The organism is Streptomyces sp. NPDC033174, from assembly GCF_055577795.1.
In genome coordinates this window covers 473,894-487,997 of the sequence record NZ_JBVIPQ010000001.1, presented here as the reverse complement: position 1 = coordinate 487,997, position 14,104 = coordinate 473,894, and the positions used below count along the sequence as shown (strand labels likewise).

General features: G+C 70.9%; 15 protein-coding genes and 1 pseudogene. 5 read left to right on the top strand and 11 right to left on the bottom strand.

The window, feature by feature from the left end:
• Window positions 1-55: 55 nt before the first annotated feature.
• The 4 genes from ACZ5VC_RS02300 to ACZ5VC_RS02285 form a co-directional block, all read right to left on the bottom strand.
• Complete coding sequence (locus tag ACZ5VC_RS02300) at window positions 56-526, bottom strand: hypothetical protein (RefSeq protein ID WP_468705190.1); 471 nt, start codon at window positions 524-526, stop codon at window positions 56-58.
• Window positions 527-643: 117 nt separating this feature from the next.
• Complete coding sequence (locus tag ACZ5VC_RS02295) at window positions 644-1,309, bottom strand: RlpA-like double-psi beta-barrel domain-containing protein (protein ID WP_469118908.1); 666 nt, start codon at window positions 1,307-1,309, stop codon at window positions 644-646.
• A gap of 62 nt (window positions 1,310-1,371) precedes the next feature.
• Window positions 1,372-2,847, bottom strand: a complete 1,476-nt coding sequence (gene pdxR, locus ACZ5VC_RS02290) for a MocR-like pyridoxine biosynthesis transcription factor PdxR (protein WP_469118907.1) — start codon at window positions 2,845-2,847, stop codon at window positions 1,372-1,374.
• Window positions 2,848-2,913: 66 nt separating this feature from the next.
• A complete protein-coding gene (locus ACZ5VC_RS02285; protein WP_469118230.1) occupies window positions 2,914-3,387 on the bottom strand; it encodes a MarR family transcriptional regulator in 474 nt (157 codons plus the stop codon).
• Window positions 3,388-3,447: 60 nt separating this feature from the next.
• Between ACZ5VC_RS02285 and ACZ5VC_RS02280 the strand changes: the two genes are divergently transcribed.
• Window positions 3,448-4,299 carry an alpha/beta fold hydrolase gene (locus ACZ5VC_RS02280; protein WP_469118229.1) on the top strand — a complete coding sequence of 284 codons (852 nt, stop codon included), beginning with the start codon at window positions 3,448-3,450 and terminating at the stop codon, window positions 4,297-4,299.
• A 1-nt stretch (window position 4,300) separates the two neighbouring features.
• Here the strand turns inward: ACZ5VC_RS02280 and ACZ5VC_RS02275 are convergent, their stop codons facing one another.
• Entirely contained in the window at window positions 4,301-4,660 is a 360-nt protein-coding gene (locus tag ACZ5VC_RS02275) for an arsenate reductase family protein (RefSeq protein ID WP_469118228.1), read from the bottom strand.
• 158 nt (window positions 4,661-4,818) lie between these two features.
• On the opposite strand from ACZ5VC_RS02275, the gene ACZ5VC_RS02270 reads away from it, so the two are divergent.
• Window positions 4,819-5,094 carry a hypothetical protein gene (locus tag ACZ5VC_RS02270; RefSeq protein ID WP_468705182.1) on the top strand — a complete coding sequence of 92 codons (276 nt, stop codon included), beginning with the start codon at window positions 4,819-4,821 and terminating at the stop codon, window positions 5,092-5,094.
• A 92-nt stretch (window positions 5,095-5,186) separates the two neighbouring features.
• Here the strand turns inward: ACZ5VC_RS02270 and glnA are convergent, their stop codons facing one another.
• Window positions 5,187-6,596, bottom strand: a complete 1,410-nt coding sequence (gene glnA / locus ACZ5VC_RS02265; RefSeq protein WP_469118227.1) for a type I glutamate--ammonia ligase — start codon at window positions 6,594-6,596, stop codon at window positions 5,187-5,189.
• A 220-nt stretch (window positions 6,597-6,816) separates the two neighbouring features.
• On the opposite strand from glnA, the gene ACZ5VC_RS02260 reads away from it, so the two are divergent.
• Window positions 6,817-7,284: an RDD family protein gene (locus ACZ5VC_RS02260; protein ID WP_469118226.1), complete on the top strand. Its 468-nt coding sequence runs from the start codon at window positions 6,817-6,819 to the stop codon at window positions 7,282-7,284.
• Between the two features lie 123 nt (window positions 7,285-7,407).
• Here the strand turns inward: ACZ5VC_RS02260 and ACZ5VC_RS02255 are convergent, their stop codons facing one another.
• The 4 genes from ACZ5VC_RS02255 to lipB form a co-directional block, all read right to left on the bottom strand.
• Complete coding sequence (locus ACZ5VC_RS02255; RefSeq protein ID WP_468705176.1) at window positions 7,408-8,115, bottom strand: DUF4191 domain-containing protein; 708 nt, start codon at window positions 8,113-8,115, stop codon at window positions 7,408-7,410.
• Between the two features lie 10 nt (window positions 8,116-8,125).
• Window positions 8,126-8,338, bottom strand: coding sequence for an SCO2195 family GlnR-regulated protein (locus tag ACZ5VC_RS02250; RefSeq protein ID WP_469118225.1), 213 nt, complete (start codon window positions 8,336-8,338; stop codon window positions 8,126-8,128).
• Window positions 8,339-8,608: 270 nt separating this feature from the next.
• Complete coding sequence (gene lipA / locus ACZ5VC_RS02245; protein WP_469118224.1) at window positions 8,609-9,574, bottom strand: lipoyl synthase; 966 nt, start codon at window positions 9,572-9,574, stop codon at window positions 8,609-8,611.
• Between the two features lie 101 nt (window positions 9,575-9,675).
• Complete coding sequence (gene lipB, locus ACZ5VC_RS02240; protein WP_469118223.1) at window positions 9,676-10,485, bottom strand: lipoyl(octanoyl) transferase LipB; 810 nt, start codon at window positions 10,483-10,485, stop codon at window positions 9,676-9,678.
• A gap of 231 nt (window positions 10,486-10,716) precedes the next feature.
• Between lipB and ACZ5VC_RS02235 the strand changes: the two genes are divergently transcribed.
• A complete protein-coding gene (locus ACZ5VC_RS02235) occupies window positions 10,717-12,159 on the top strand; it encodes a regulator (RefSeq protein WP_469118222.1) in 1,443 nt (480 codons plus the stop codon).
• Between the two features lie 48 nt (window positions 12,160-12,207).
• On the opposite strand, the pseudogene ACZ5VC_RS02230 reads toward ACZ5VC_RS02235, so the two are convergent.
• Window positions 12,208-12,901: pseudogene (locus ACZ5VC_RS02230) on the bottom strand (transposase family protein); the annotation flags it as partial.
• 569 nt (window positions 12,902-13,470) lie between these two features.
• Here ACZ5VC_RS02230 and ACZ5VC_RS02225 point away from each other — a divergent pair.
• A complete protein-coding gene (locus tag ACZ5VC_RS02225; protein WP_469118221.1) occupies window positions 13,471-14,094 on the top strand; it encodes a DUF1326 domain-containing protein in 624 nt (207 codons plus the stop codon).
• The last annotated feature ends 10 nt before the right edge of the window (window positions 14,095-14,104 follow it).

Genomic DNA, 14,104 nt, shown 5'->3' with positions numbered 1-14,104 from the left:
GGGCGTGAGCGCTGTCGGCGCCCAGGACGCACAGCGTCCCGGTGGCCGAGGCCGGCTACTTGAGCACGGCGTTCGCCACGGCGATGGCCAGGCCGATCGCCGCGTCCGCCGCGCCGACCAGGACCGCCGAGCGGCGCCGGTAGCCCGCCTTGAGCGCCGCGAAGGTGCCCCACCCGGCCAGCAGCACGGCGTTGATGGTCAGACCCGTCGTGCTGACCGGTTGCTCCTCCCAGCCGGCCATCCCGGCGATCAGCAGGAGCAACACGGTCGGCACACAGGCGGCCACGACCGGCCACTCGTCGAACAGCGCCCGCAGCAGCCGCCGCCAGCGGATCGCACCGGTACCCGGCCGGTGGGTCGACATGTGGTGGGCGTAGCCGTGGACCAGGGCGGCGGCGACAGCCGTCACCAGGATCCAGGCCGAGTCGTAGTAGGGGGTGTATCGCTCGCCCTCGCTGTGCAGAGCGGCCAGCAGGGCGCTGGCCAGGACGGTGCCGTACACGCCGCCGAACATCCAGTTGCGCATGAATCCCACCGTACGGTGACAAAGCGGTCCATCTGTCCTCGCTGAGGACCAGTGATCCCGCTGATGTCGACCCTGCGGAGGGCAACGGCACCGCCCCTGACCGCGTCGGCCCCCCGGTCAGCCGACCCGCTCGATCCTCGCCTTGCGGATGAGGAACTTGCCGGGCTCGCGGACCTGTTCGAAGGCCTCGTTGTTGAGCAGGGCGCAGCTGCCGGACACCGAGGTCACCTCGACGGTCGTGGACTTGGCGTTGTCGAGGTTGGTCACCTTGAGGCGGGTGCCGATCGGGAACTGGTTGCTGGACGCGGCGGGCGCGCCGCCCTCCCCGGAGAGGGTGACGGTGGAACCGGCACAGACGACCTCGCCGGCCGCCCCCTCGCCGGGCTGCTGAGCGGGCGGATCGGCGGCGGGCGGCTCCTCGGACGCCGGCGGCTGTTCGGCGGCGGGCGGTTGCTCGGCCGGTGGCTGCTCGGCCATGGGCGGCTGTTGCGCGGCCGGCGGCTGTTCCTCCTCCCCGCCACACGCCGAGGCCGCCTGCTTCCGCCTGATCTCCGCGATCACGGCCTCCCGGTTGGCGATCCGCGCCGACGACAGCGCGTCCGGGTTCGCCCGCTGGTCGGCGATGAACTTCTCGTTGTTGCTCAGCGCGGTGGCGAGACCGTCGCAGGCCACGGAGGCCTGGCTCGTCCCGGTCATCACCACCGCCGTACCGCCGACGAGCACGGTCGCGCCGACGAACAGCGCCACCTTCTTCTTCCGGCTGAGGATCTTCCTGCGTGACACGTGGGGCACTTGAGGCTCCTGTTCCCGGCCGAGAACGGCGGCCGGATCGGTTCCGTGTGCCGTTACGTACGAGTAGCAAGGCGGTTCTGCTCAACGGCCCCAGGAATCACTTCCGTACCAAAGCTCTCCCAGGCGGCCGCCAGTGCCCGGCAGAGCGCGTCCAGGGCCGCGCCGTAGAGGTGCTCCGGGGGCGTCGCGTAGCCCACGACCAGGCCGTCCCGTCCCGGCGCACCGGCCGCCGGATGCAGATAGCCGCTCAGCCCCTCCACGGCCAGCCCGTGGGCGGCCGCCGCCTCCAGTACGCGCCGCTCGCCCCCCGGCGGCAGCTCCAGTACGGCGTGCAGCCCCGCCGCGATCCCGGACACCCGGACCTCCTCCGGCACCCGCTCGGCCAGCGTCGCCACGAGCCGGTCGCGCCGCCGCCGATGGCGCTGGCGCATCTTCCGCACATGACGGTCGTACGCCCCCGACTCGATGAAGTCCGCGAGCGTCAACTGCTCGGTGGCGGAGGCGTACTGCTCGCGCAGGCCCTTCGCCGCCACCACGGCGTCGACCAGCGCTTCGGGAAGCACCATCCAGCCGATCCGCAGGGTGGGGGAGAGGCTCTTGCTCACGGAACCCATCAGCGCCACATGCTCCGGGGCGAGGCCCTGCAGCGCGCCCACGGGTCGGCGGTCGTACCGGAACTCCCCGTCGTAGTCGTCCTCCAGGACGAGCCCGGCGGTCGACCGCGCCCACTCCACGACGGCCGCGCGCCGCTCGGGGTGCAGCGGGCCGCCGGTCGGGAACTGGTGCGCCGGGGTCAGCAGCACCGCCCGGCAGCGCCGGTCCAGCTCCCGTACGAGAGCGCCGTGCTCGTCGACCCCCACCGGGACGGCCCGCACGCCCGCCTCGGCGAGCAGCCCGCGATGGAACGGCAGACCGTACGACTCCACTGCCCACCGGCCGCCCACGACCCCCGCGAGGAGCCGCAGCGCGTGCGCGGTGCCCGAGCACAGCACGATCCGCTCCGGATCCGTCCGCACCCCCCGGACCCGCGCCAGGTACCCTGCGAGCGCCCTGCGGAGCTCCACACGCCCGCGCGGATCGCCCGGCCCGAAGACCTCGTGCGGCGCGGCGGTCAGCGCCCGCCGGGCGGAGGCGAGCCAGGCGGTCCGGGGAAAGGCGGACGGGTCCGGTTTGCCCTGCGTCAGGTCGTATGTGGGGGGCGCCGCCGCCGGGGGCCCCTCCACCGGCCGGACGGCCGCCCCCCGCGCCCCGGACGCCATGGATGTCCCGGACGCGCGCCGGGCGACCCGTGTGCCCGATCCCTGCCGGGCGGTGAGCCATCCCTCGGCGACGAGTTCGGCGTACGCGTCGGCGACGGTGTTGCGGGCGATCCCGAGATCGGCGGCCAACGAGCGGTACGGCGGCAGCCGGGTCCCCGGCGCCAGGCGCCCCCCGCGCACGGCCTCCCGCAACGCCCGCGTCAGCACCGTCCGGCGGCTGCCGGACCCGGTCAGCTCCAGATGGAGGTCGGCGCCGAGCGCCTCCGCCATGTCGACCCATGTCCCCGCCACGTCCGGATTGATACCAGACCGCCGGGCCCCTCGCCCGGACACCCCTTACTTCCCCGCCCTTCCGGGGCCCTCGGCGCCGAGGATGTCTCCCACGCCCAGCAGGAAGCGCCGCACCGCGGCGACCTCACCCTCCTCGAAGCCGCGCAGCAGTGCCTCCGTCCGTGCGATCAGCGGGCCGAAGTACGCCCACCCCAGCTCCTTCGCCCCGTCCCCGACACGCAGCAGCACCCGTCGGCGGTCCCGTTCGTCCCGTACGCGTGCGAGGTGGCCCAGCCGCTCCAGCCGGTCGATCAGCGCCGTCGTACCGGCCGAGTTGAGACCGAGCCGGGCTCCCAACCAGCCGGCGGTGGCGGCCGTACCGGCCCGCTCGGCGTCCAGCAGGCAGATCAGCGCGCGTACGTCGGTGGCGTGCATGCCGCTATCGCTCGCGAACCGGGCCTGCCGCAGGCCGAATTCGACGGTCACCGCGCGCAGCAGATGAAAGATCTCCCTCTCGGGTTCTTCGGTCGGACGATCCATCTCTCTCCTATTATCTCGTTGAGCGAGATTATCGCCCAGCGAGCTTTCCGGAGGAAACAGATGGCCGCCACCGCCCCCACCGACGCGTTCCTTCGCGCCTATGACGCCGTGCTCGCCAAGTGGCCCGCGCACACCACCCACCGCGACCTCCTCACGCCCTATGGCACCACCCATGTGCACAGCCACGGCCCCGAGGGCGGAAGACCCGTGGTCCTGCTGCCCGGCGGCGGTGCCACCTCCACCCTCTGGTACGCCACCGCCGCCGCGCTGGGCCGCACCCACCGCGTCCACGCCGTCGACCTGGTCGGCGACCCCGGCCGCAGCGTCCCGGGTGACCGGCCCATCCGAGAGGCCGGCGATCTGACGGGCTGGCTCGACGCGTTGCTCGACGGCCTCGGCCTGCCTGCCACGGCGCTCGTCGGGCACTCGTACGGTGCCTGGACGGCCATGCACTTCGCGCTCCGGGCGCCCTCCCGGGTCGACCGGCTCGTCCTGCTCGACCCGACGAACACGTTCACCGGCTTCAGTCCGCGCTACCTGCTGCGCGCCCTGCCGATGCTGGTCCGCCCCACCCCCGCCCGCATCCGGTCCTTCCTGGAATGGGAGACCGGCGGCGCCGGCCTCGACCCCGAGTGGATACGGCTCGCCGCCCTCGCCGCCGGCTTCCCGACCGTCAGGCCCGTCACCGGCCCCCGCCCGGCAACCGAGGCCCTGCGCGGCTTGAGACCGCCGGCCCTGCTGCTGCTCGCCGAGCACAGCAGGGCCCATGACGTCCGCAAGGTCGCCGCCGTGGCGGCCGGGCTGCTCCCGGACATGGAGACGCTCACCCTGCCGGGGACCACCCACCACTCCCTGCCGATCGCCGCGCGCGAGGACGGGCTCCGCCGGATCGCGGAGTTCCTGAGCGGCTGACTCAGCGGGACAGGACGTCCCGTACCGCCTCGTCCGTCCGCGCCACCACCGCCGTGCCGTCGTCCGCCGTGATGATCGGCCGCTGGATCAGCTTCGGGTGGGCGGCCAGCGCCCCGATCCAGCGCTCGCGCGAGGCTTCCTCCCTCGGCCACTCCTTCATGCCGAGCTCCTTCGCCGCCGCCTCCTGCGTCCGCGTGATGTCCCACGGCTCGAGCCCGAGCCGGTCGAGGACCTCTTTGATCTCGTCCGTGGAGGGCACGTCCTCCAGGTAGCGGCGCACGGTGTACTGCGCGCCCTCCTCGTCGAGCAGATTCACCGCACTGCGGCACTTGGAACACGCGGGATTGATCCAGATCTCCATGCCGCCACGGTACTCCCACGCGTCTCCCCACCACGTCCCGCACACCCCCGCAATGCCCTTCTGGCCAGGGCCGATTGTCAGTGCCCCCCAGTAAAATCGGGGATGAAGGCGAGGGTCCCGGGGAGGGCCCTCACCCCCCGTGCGCCAGGAGGTCGCCGATGGCTGTTGCCGCACTCACGACGCTGCCCCTCGAACCCTGGAAGCCTCTGCAGAGGAAGCCACTCCCGGCGGGACTGCCCCGCGAGTGGTACGTCACCCACAACCGCCGCCTCAAGGCCATGCGTCTGGCGATCGCCCTGCTCGACTCGGGCGTCTACGACACGGCGCAGGCCCACAACCGCACGATACGGAACACGGCGGAGCGCATCGGCGTCCACCCGCCGTCGGACACCACCTGCCGGATGGTCAGGGCGCTGATCCGATACGGCCGCTGACGCGGAACGGCGCATGACGCGCCGAGGCCCCGCCGCTCTCGGGGGAGAGCGGCGGGGCCTCGGTCATGAACAGGTCGTACGACCCGCGGTGCTTAGATGTCGAAGTAGAGCTCGAACTCGTGCGGGTGCGGGCGCAGCTGGATCGGGGCGATCTCGTTCGTGCGCTTGTAGTCGATCCACGTCTCGATCAGGTCGGAGGTGAAGACACCGCCGGCCTGCAGGTACTCGTTGTCCGCCTCGAGCGCCTCGAGGACCGCCGGGAGGGAGGTCGGGACCTGGGCGACGCCCGCGTGCTCCTCCGGGGCGAGCTCGTAGAGGTCCTTGTCGATCGGCTCGGCCGGCTCGATCTTGTTCTTCACACCGTCGAGGCCGGCCAGCAGCAGCGCCGAGAAGGCCAGGTACGGGTTGGAGGACGGGTCCGGCGCGCGGAACTCGACGCGCTTGGCCTTCGGGTTCGAGCCCGTGATCGGGATACGCATGGCCGCGGAGCGGTTGCGCTGCGAGTAGACCAGGTTGACCGGGGCCTCGAAGCCGGGGACCAGGCGGTGGTACGAGTTCACCGTCGGGTTGGTGAAGGCGAGCAGCGACGGGGCGTGCTTCAGGATGCCGCCGATGTAGTAGCGGGCGGTGTCCGAGAGGCCCGCGTAGCCGGTCTCGTCGTAGAACAGCGGGTCGCCGTTGGCCCACAGCGACTGGTGCACGTGCATGCCCGAGCCGTTGTCACCGAAGATCGGCTTCGGCATGAAGGTCGCGGTCTTGCCGTTGCGCCAGGCGACGTTCTTCACGATGTACTTGAAGAGCATCAGGTCGTCGGCCGCGGCGAGCAGCGTGTTGAACTTGTAGTTGATCTCGGCCTGGCCGGCGGTGCCGACCTCGTGGTGCTGGCGCTCGACCTGGAGGCCGACGTTCTCCAGCTCCAGGGAGATCTCGGAGCGCAGGTCGGCGAAGTGGTCGACCGGCGGGGCCGGGAAGTAGCCGCCCTTGTAGCGGACCTTGTAACCACGGTTGTCCTCGACCTTGCCGGTGTTCCAGGCGCCGGCCTCGGAGTCGATGTGGTAGAAGCCCTGGTTCGCCGAGGTCTCGAAGCGGACCGAGTCGAAGACGTAGAACTCGGCCTCGGGACCGAAGTACGCGGTGTCCGCGATGCCGGTGGACGCGAGGTACGCCTCGGCCTTCTTGGCGATGTTGCGCGGGTCACGGCTGTACTGCTCGCCCGTGATCGGGTCGTGGATGAAGAAGTTGATGTTGAGCGTCTTGTCCTTGCGGAACGGGTCGAGCCGCGCCGTGGACAGGTCGGCGCGCAGCGCCATGTCGGACTCGTGGATCGCCTGGAAACCGCGGATCGACGAGCCGTCGAAGGCGAGCTCCTCGGACGGGTCGAACGCCGTCGCCGGGATCGTGAAGTGCTGCATCACGCCCGGAAGGTCGCAGAAACGGACGTCCACCATCTTGACGTCGTTGTCCGCGATGAACTTCTTGGCGTCGTCGGCGTTCTGGAACATCCAACTCCTCCTACTCCCGACCCGGGAAGGGCGGGGTTGTAGCTCGGTCGTGCGGCCAGTGCGGTGGCACACGCTGGACCCGACCATAGGCAGACGGGATTTCTCAAGCGTGACCCATTTGTTTCGACCAAGTTAACCGGGCCGGGTGCGGATGTGCCTTTCGAGCCACGGCGCCGACCCGGGCCGAAGTGATCAAAAACGGGCGCAGTACCGTGGCCGGGTGGACAACAGGCAAGCAATCGGATCTTGGCTCTCCGGACCGCGCGCGGCGGCCGAGGACATGGGCGTCGACTTCGGTTACCGGGGCCGGCGCCTCGGTCTGCCCGAGGAAGGCCCCGGCTCCATCGCGCCCCTCGGGCGCCGCTTCGGGGCCGTCTTCATCGACTGGGGCCTGTGCATGCTGATCGCATACGGGCTGATCGCGCCGGGTCACTGGAACGCGGCCGGCAACTGGGCCACGCTCGTTCTGTTCGTCCTGAGCGTGCTGACGGTGGGCACGATCGGCAGCACCCCCGGCAAGCGGCTGATGGGTCTGCGCGTCATCTCCGCCGACGGGGGACGCCTCGGCGCCGTCCGGGTGGTCGTCCGCAGCGCCCTGCTCTGCCTGGCGATCCCCGCGCTGATCTGGGACCGGGACGGCCGCGGCCTGCACGACCGGCTCGCCCGCGCGGTCCAGGTACGGATCTAGAAGCGCGGACACAGAGGAACAGGCACAGAAGCGCGGACACAGAGAACACGCACCGAAAGAGGGGCTCCCCGGTCGGACCGGGGAGCCCCTCTTGTCGTGTTCCGTGTCCGCGCTTCTTCGGCGTCAGCGCATCTTTCCGCCGCGCGGCATCCGCATGCCCTTGGGCATCGGGCCCTTCGGCAGCGGCATGTTGCTCATCAGGTCGCCCATCGCCCGCAGCCGGTCGTTCGCCGCCGTGACCTGGGGGCCGGAGAGCACCCGGGGCAGCTTCAGCATGGTCGTACGGACCTTCTTCAGCGGCACCTGGCCCTCGCCGTTGCCGACGATGATGTCGTGCACCGGCACGTCCACCACGATGCGGGCCATCTTCTTCTTCTCCGCGGCCAGCAGGGTCTTGAGCCGGTTCGGGTTGCCCTCGGCCACCAGCACGACACCGGCCTTGCCCACCGCCCGGTGGATGACGTCCTGGCTGCGGTTCATCGCCACCGCCGGGGTCGTCGTCCAGCCGCGTCCCACGTTCTGCAGGACCGCGGCGGCGGCGCCCGGCTGCCCCTCCATCTGACCGAAGGCGGCCTTCTCTGCGCGGCGGCCGAAGACGATCGCCATCGCGAGCAGAGCCAGGATGAAGCCCAGGATGCCCAGATAGACGGGGTGACCGATCAGGAAACCGATCGCGAGGAGGACGCCGAGAGTGACGATGCCCACACCTGCGACGACAAGACCGACCTTCGGATCGGCCTTGCGGGTCATCTTGTACGTCAGAACGACCTGCTTCAGTCGCCCGGGGTTCGCATCAGCGTCAACGCTGTCTGTGTTTGCCTTCCTCGCCATGTCTGGAAGTTTACGTGGCCCGCGAAGCACGACCAGCCACGGCCTCCATTACGTGCTGGGCCTCGACCCGGTCCTTGGCGCGGCGGCGGTCCTCCAGTACGGACGTCCAGGCGTTGCGGCGGGCGGTCCGCTGGCCGCTGCTCAGAAGCAGCGCCTCCACGGCGCGCAGAGCACCGGTGACGGACGGGATGGCGTGGGCGCGTACATGCGTCGCGGCCTGCATGGTGGTGGGTCCTCCCTCAAGGCGGATGAGACGAGGTGGGGGGTCGCGGCAAAGGTCGCGGCGGGGTGTCAGCCAAGGCTCACTGATTGGTGTTACCAGGGCGTGACCGGACGGTCAAACACCAATGAATCCCTGATACCGAGCCCCCGCATGCCGATGTGGCCCATACGAGCGCCCCGACCTGCGGGGACCGTACGGGCCACGTCGAACCGGCCATTACTGGCGGGTAATAGCTTGTGCGCCGATTCACACGGCGCGGGGGTGAAGGAGCTAGCCGGCCTGGGGGGCCGCCGTCGCGCCGCGCCGCTCCATCGCCTGCTGGAACAGCCGCCCGGCGCGGTACGAGGAGCGGACCAGCGGCCCCGACATCACACCGGAGAAGCCGATCTCGTCGGCCTCCTCCTTCAGCTCCACGAACTCCTGCGGCTTCACCCAGCGCTCGACGGGGTGGTGGCGCACGGACGGACGCAGGTACTGGGTGATCGTGATCAGCTCGCAGCCCGCGTCATGCAGGTGCTGCAGCGCCTCGCTGACCTCCTCGCGGGTCTCGCCCATACCGAGGATCAGGTTCGACTTGGTCACCAGGCCGTAGTCGCGGGCCTTGGTGATGACCTCCAGCGAACGCTCGTAACGGAAACCGGGACGGATCCGCTTGAAGATCCGCGGCACCGTCTCGACGTTGTGCGCGAAGACCTCGGGGCGCGAGGAGAAGACCTCGGCCAGCAGCTCCGGCACCGCGTTGAAGTCGGGCGCGAGCAGCTCGACCTTGGTGCGGCCCTCGGCGCGGTCCGCAGTCTGGGCGTGGATCTGGCGCACGGTCTCCGCGTACAGCCAGGCGCCGCCGTCCTCCAGGTCGTCGCGGGCGACGCCGGTGATGGTGGCGTAGTTCAGGTCCATGGTGACGACGGACTCGCCGACGCGGCGGGGCTCGTCACGGTCGAGCGCCTCGGGCTTGCCCGTGTCGATCTGGCAGAAGTCACAGCGCCGGGTGCACTGGTCACCGCCGATGAGGAAGGTGGCCTCGCGGTCCTCCCAGCATTCGAAGATGTTCGGACAGCCCGCTTCCTGGCAGACCGTGTGCAGGCCCTCGCTCTTCACGAGGCTCTGCATCTTGGTGTACTCGGGACCCATCTTCGCCCGGGTCTTGATCCACTCGGGCTTGCGCTCGATGGGGGTCTGGCTGTTCCGGACCTCCAGGCGCAGCATCTTGCGTCCGTCGGGTGCGACTGCGGACACATCGGCTCCCTGTAGCTTCGATTCTTCGGCGCACACCAGGGTACGCCCGTTGTTCCTGCGGCCTTACGTCTGGCCAACCTGAGGCCAGAGCCCGGCATTCCCTAAGCGCCGGCCGTCTCCGCCGCCCGCTCGATCTCACGGGGCCTGAGCTCCGCGTTCTGCAGTACGTCCCGCAGATGCCTCTCCAGGACGGGCAGCACCTCGGCGATCGTGATGTCGCGGCCCAGCTCGCTCGCGAGCGAGGCCACGCCGGCGTCCCGGATGCCGCAGGGGACGATCCGGTCGAACCAGGTGTTGTCCGGATTCACGTTCAGCGCGAAGCCGTGCATGGTGACGCCCTTGGCGACGCGGATGCCGATCGCCGCGAGCTTGCGGTCCTCCCGGCGCTGGCCGGCGTTGGACGGGGCGTACTCGGGGCCGTTGAGCCGGGGGTCGAACTCCTCGTCGTGCAGCCGCGGGTCGAAGTCCAGCGAGAGGCCGCCGACCGACGGGCGCTCCTCGACGGGGTCGCCCAGGACCCAGACGCCGCTGCGCCCCTCGACCCGGCTGGTCTCCAGGCCGAACTCGGCGGCCGTGCGGATCAGCGCGTCCTCCAGGCGGCGGACGTGCGCGACGACGTCCACCGGGCGGGGCAGCTTCAGGATCGGGTAGCCGACGAGCTGGCCGGGGCCGTGCCAGGTGATCTTCCCGCCGCGGTCCACGTCGACGACCGGGGTCCCGTCCAGGGGGCGCTCGCTGTCCGCCGTGCGCCGCCCCGCCGTGTAGACCGGCGGGTGCTCCAGGAGCAGACAGGTGTCCGGGATCTCGTCGGCGAACCGGGCCGCGTGCACCTCGCGCTGCTTGTCCCACGCCTCCTGGTACTCGACGGCGTCTTCGCCGAAGCCCAGATGGACGAATCGCAGCTCACTCACGGCAATGCCTCCCTAGCAACTGCACCGTGCACTTAACGCGCCCCCGCCACTGTACGGCGGCGGTATGAAAGACGGACCGGCAGGTCGTTCCCGTCAGCGCCGCCCCCAATCCTCACACGATCGGATGAATGTGGGGCGAAGGTGGCGGTTTGGGCGACCGGGGCCGCTAAATTCACGCCGTTCCATGAGGGCTGCACCCCGGGGCCCGGAAGGCAGGAGACCGCACAGCTGATGACGGAACGACCCCCGCAGCGCACCCCGAACCGCCAGCTCGCCGCGCTCATCGCCGAGGCCGGATTCTCCAACGCCGGACTCGCCAGAAGGGTCGACCAGCTCGGCCTCGAGCACGGCCTCGATCTCCGGTACGACAAGACCTCCGTGACCCGCTGGCTCCGCGGCCAGCAGCCGCGCGGCACCACACCCGCTCTGATCGCCGAGGTCTTCACCCGGCGCCTGGGCCGGCGGCTGTCCGCCCAGGACCTCGGCCTCGACGCCTGCGCCCCGGTCTACGCCGGTCTGGAGTTCGCGGCCACCCCCGAGGAGGCCGTCGACATCGTCGGCGGCCTGTGGCGCAAGGACTCCGGAAGCCACGCCGAACTCCGCAAGATCGCCTTCACCCCGGCCGGGCTGGTCGTCCCCAGCCGCGACTGGCTGATCGGGCGGGCCGACGACCGGGTGGGCCGAGGCGAGCCCGCCCCGCACGCCGCCCGCATCCCGGTCCAGGGCCGCCCCTCCGTACCGCGCCAGCGCACCACCGACCGCGGGCCCGGCCAGCGCGTCTCCGGCGGGGACATCGCGGCGCTGCGCTCCGTCGGAGAGCTCTTCCGCACCCTCGACCACGCCTACGGCGGGGGACACGCCCGCCAGGCCCTCGTGCGCTATCTGGAGCACGAGGCGGAGCCGATGCTGCGCGGGACGTACGGCGAGACCGTCGGACGGCGCCTCTTCGCGGCGGCCGCCGATCTGACCCGGCTGGCCGGCTGGACCTCGTACGACATCGCGGCGCACGGACTGGCCCAGCGCTACTTCGTCCAGGCCCTGCGGCTCTCCCAGGCGGCGGGCGACCGGGCCTACGGCTCGTACGTCCTGATCACCATGAGCCGGCAGGCGGTCTATCTCGGGCACGGGCGCGAAGCGGTCCAGCTCGCCCGGGTCGCCCAGCAGGGCCTCGGCTCCGCGGCGCCGCCCGTCGTCCAGGCCCTGCTGCACGCGGTCGAGGCGCGCGGACACGGGGTCCTCGGCGACGTACGGGCGTGCAGCGCCTCGCTCGCCCGCGCCGAGCGGGCCCTCGAAGCGGCCAGACCCGGGGACGAGATGCCGTACTGGGCGCGGGCCTTCGACGAGGCGCAGCTGGCCTCCGACTTCGGCCACTGCCACCGCGATCTCCAGCAGTACCGGGCCGCGGCCCAGCACGCGGAGCGCTCGCTGCAGCTCCGCTCACCCGCCTACGCCCGGAGCCGGCTCTTCAGCCGGGTGGTGCTGGCTTCGGCCCGGCTCGGCCTCGGCGAGCTGGACCAGGCGTGCGCCCTGGGCGCGGAGGCGGCGCAGCAGGCCTCGGAGATGCGCTCCGCACGGGCCGTGGAGTACGTACGCGACTTCGAGCGGAGGCTGGAGCCGTACCGCGACGCGTCGGCCGTGCGGACCTACAGGGACCGCGTGGCGGCGATCGGCTAGCACGGCGCGTGCGACCGGGCGCGGGGCCGCCGGGAAGGCGGCCCCGGCCTCCGTGCGGGTGGTACTAGGGGCGGTGCGGGGGCGGCCGACGGGCAGGCGGATGCGCACCTTCTGCAAGACGGAGATGAACTGGGGGCTGTCGGCGGCCTGCCCGGCGGTCAGGACGATCGCCATCGGCCGGCAGTGCCGGTCGGCGGCCAGGTGGATCGTGGAGGTCAGCCCACCGCGGGACCGGCCGAGCAGGGCAGCCGTCAGGCGAGCCCGCCGTCTGCGGCGGATACGTCGCCGCTCGGCCCGCACCGGGTACCGCCGCCCTGTCCGCCTTGTTCCTCGCACGCTCCCCCTTTTGCGAGGCCGCTTCCTCGAGTGCGGCCAGCGTCTCCTCGCTGACCCGCATGCCCGCCGCATCATGTTGAGCCCGCGCGGTGGTGGAGTCCACGCTGACCAGGGGCATGTCGATCTCGCCTCAGCGGGCGGCCTCAGCAATCACGCCTTCCAGCAGGGCCTGGAAGGCACCCGCGTCCCGCCATCGCACGAAGCGGTTGCAGACCGTCTGCCAGGCGCCGAACCGCTCGGCTGCTCCTCCTGGAACGGTGTAACCCGACCTCCCGCGCTCAGCCACTCCAGCCCGGTTCTGGCCGGCGCTCTCCTTCACCCGATGCTGATGTCCGGACGGAGCCGGAATGAGCGGCGGCAGCGCGGGGGAAATCGGCCACTCGGCTGCCTCTTCCACGCTCCTGATCGTCCGGTGGGCCTTGTCGGGATCCTGGTGGCTGATCCAGCCGCAGTTGAAGCCATCGAACACCTCAACCTGGGTGACGCCGGCGCCCGGCTCTGATTGAGGGTGCCCGCGTTGTACGCCACGGCGCTCTTTGCGAGGGTTGCGGGGGACGCGGCTGGCGTTGCGGTAGACGACGTGGGTCAGCTGGTGCTCGGCCGCGAGTCGGTGGGCGAGTTGTTTCGCAGCCTGCCTGCAAGCCGCTCTGCCATCGAGTGGCGAGCGTTCGTACGCCGTGCCACCGACGATGAGCAGACCCTTGTACTCAAAGGCCACGCTCGATGGAGCCTCGTCGTAGTGGAAGCGGCGGACGTCGCGTTTCTTGCCGGTGGCGGGGTCGAGGAGGTACAGACGCACGGCCGGGATCACCAGCGTGTCACGGCGTCCGCCGACCACGTCAGCCTCCCGTCCTGGAGGTGGAAGGCCGTCCCGAAACGCCGTTTACATGCCTATTTGGCAGGTCTAGCGTAAAAGTACAGGACTAAGGCGCAGGCGACGCTCGCCGCCATCACCCTCGAAGAAGGGGAGCAGTCATGTCATGGACGATCTCCGGCACCTACGTGGCCGGTTGCTCGTGCGCGGTGCTGTGCAGCTGCCCGTACGACGGCCAGCCCCGGGACGCGAAGGGCGGTACAGAGTGCCTGGGCACCGCGGTGTTCCACGTGGCCGAGGGGAATCTGGACGACCTGGACCTGTCTGGTGTGGACTTCGCGTTCTACAACCACTTCCCGTCCAACCTGTCCTCCGGCAACTGGAAGGTCGGGCTGGTTGTGGACAGTGCGGCCAGTGACGGGCAGGCCGGTGCCTTGGAGCGCATCCTGGCCGGCCGGGAAGGCGGGCCGTTCGGTCAGCTCTCGCAGTTCTACGGCGAGTACCTGGGCATGGAGCGGGCGGGGGTCTCCCTCACCGACGGGGACCGGCCGGGCTTCACGGTCGAAGGCAGGACGGAACTGTCGTACGAGCCGCTGACCGGCCCCGATGGCGGCTCGACGAAGATCAGGAATGCCATGTTCGGGTTCGCGCCCGAATTCGAGGTCGGCAGGGCTACGGGGCGTTCCGACGCCTTCGGGCTGAGTTACGAGGCGTCGTACGGCGAGACGGCCGACTACGTCTTCAGCAGCGGGGACGTCGAAGGGGCAGCGCACGGGCGCATCTGAAGCGAGCACA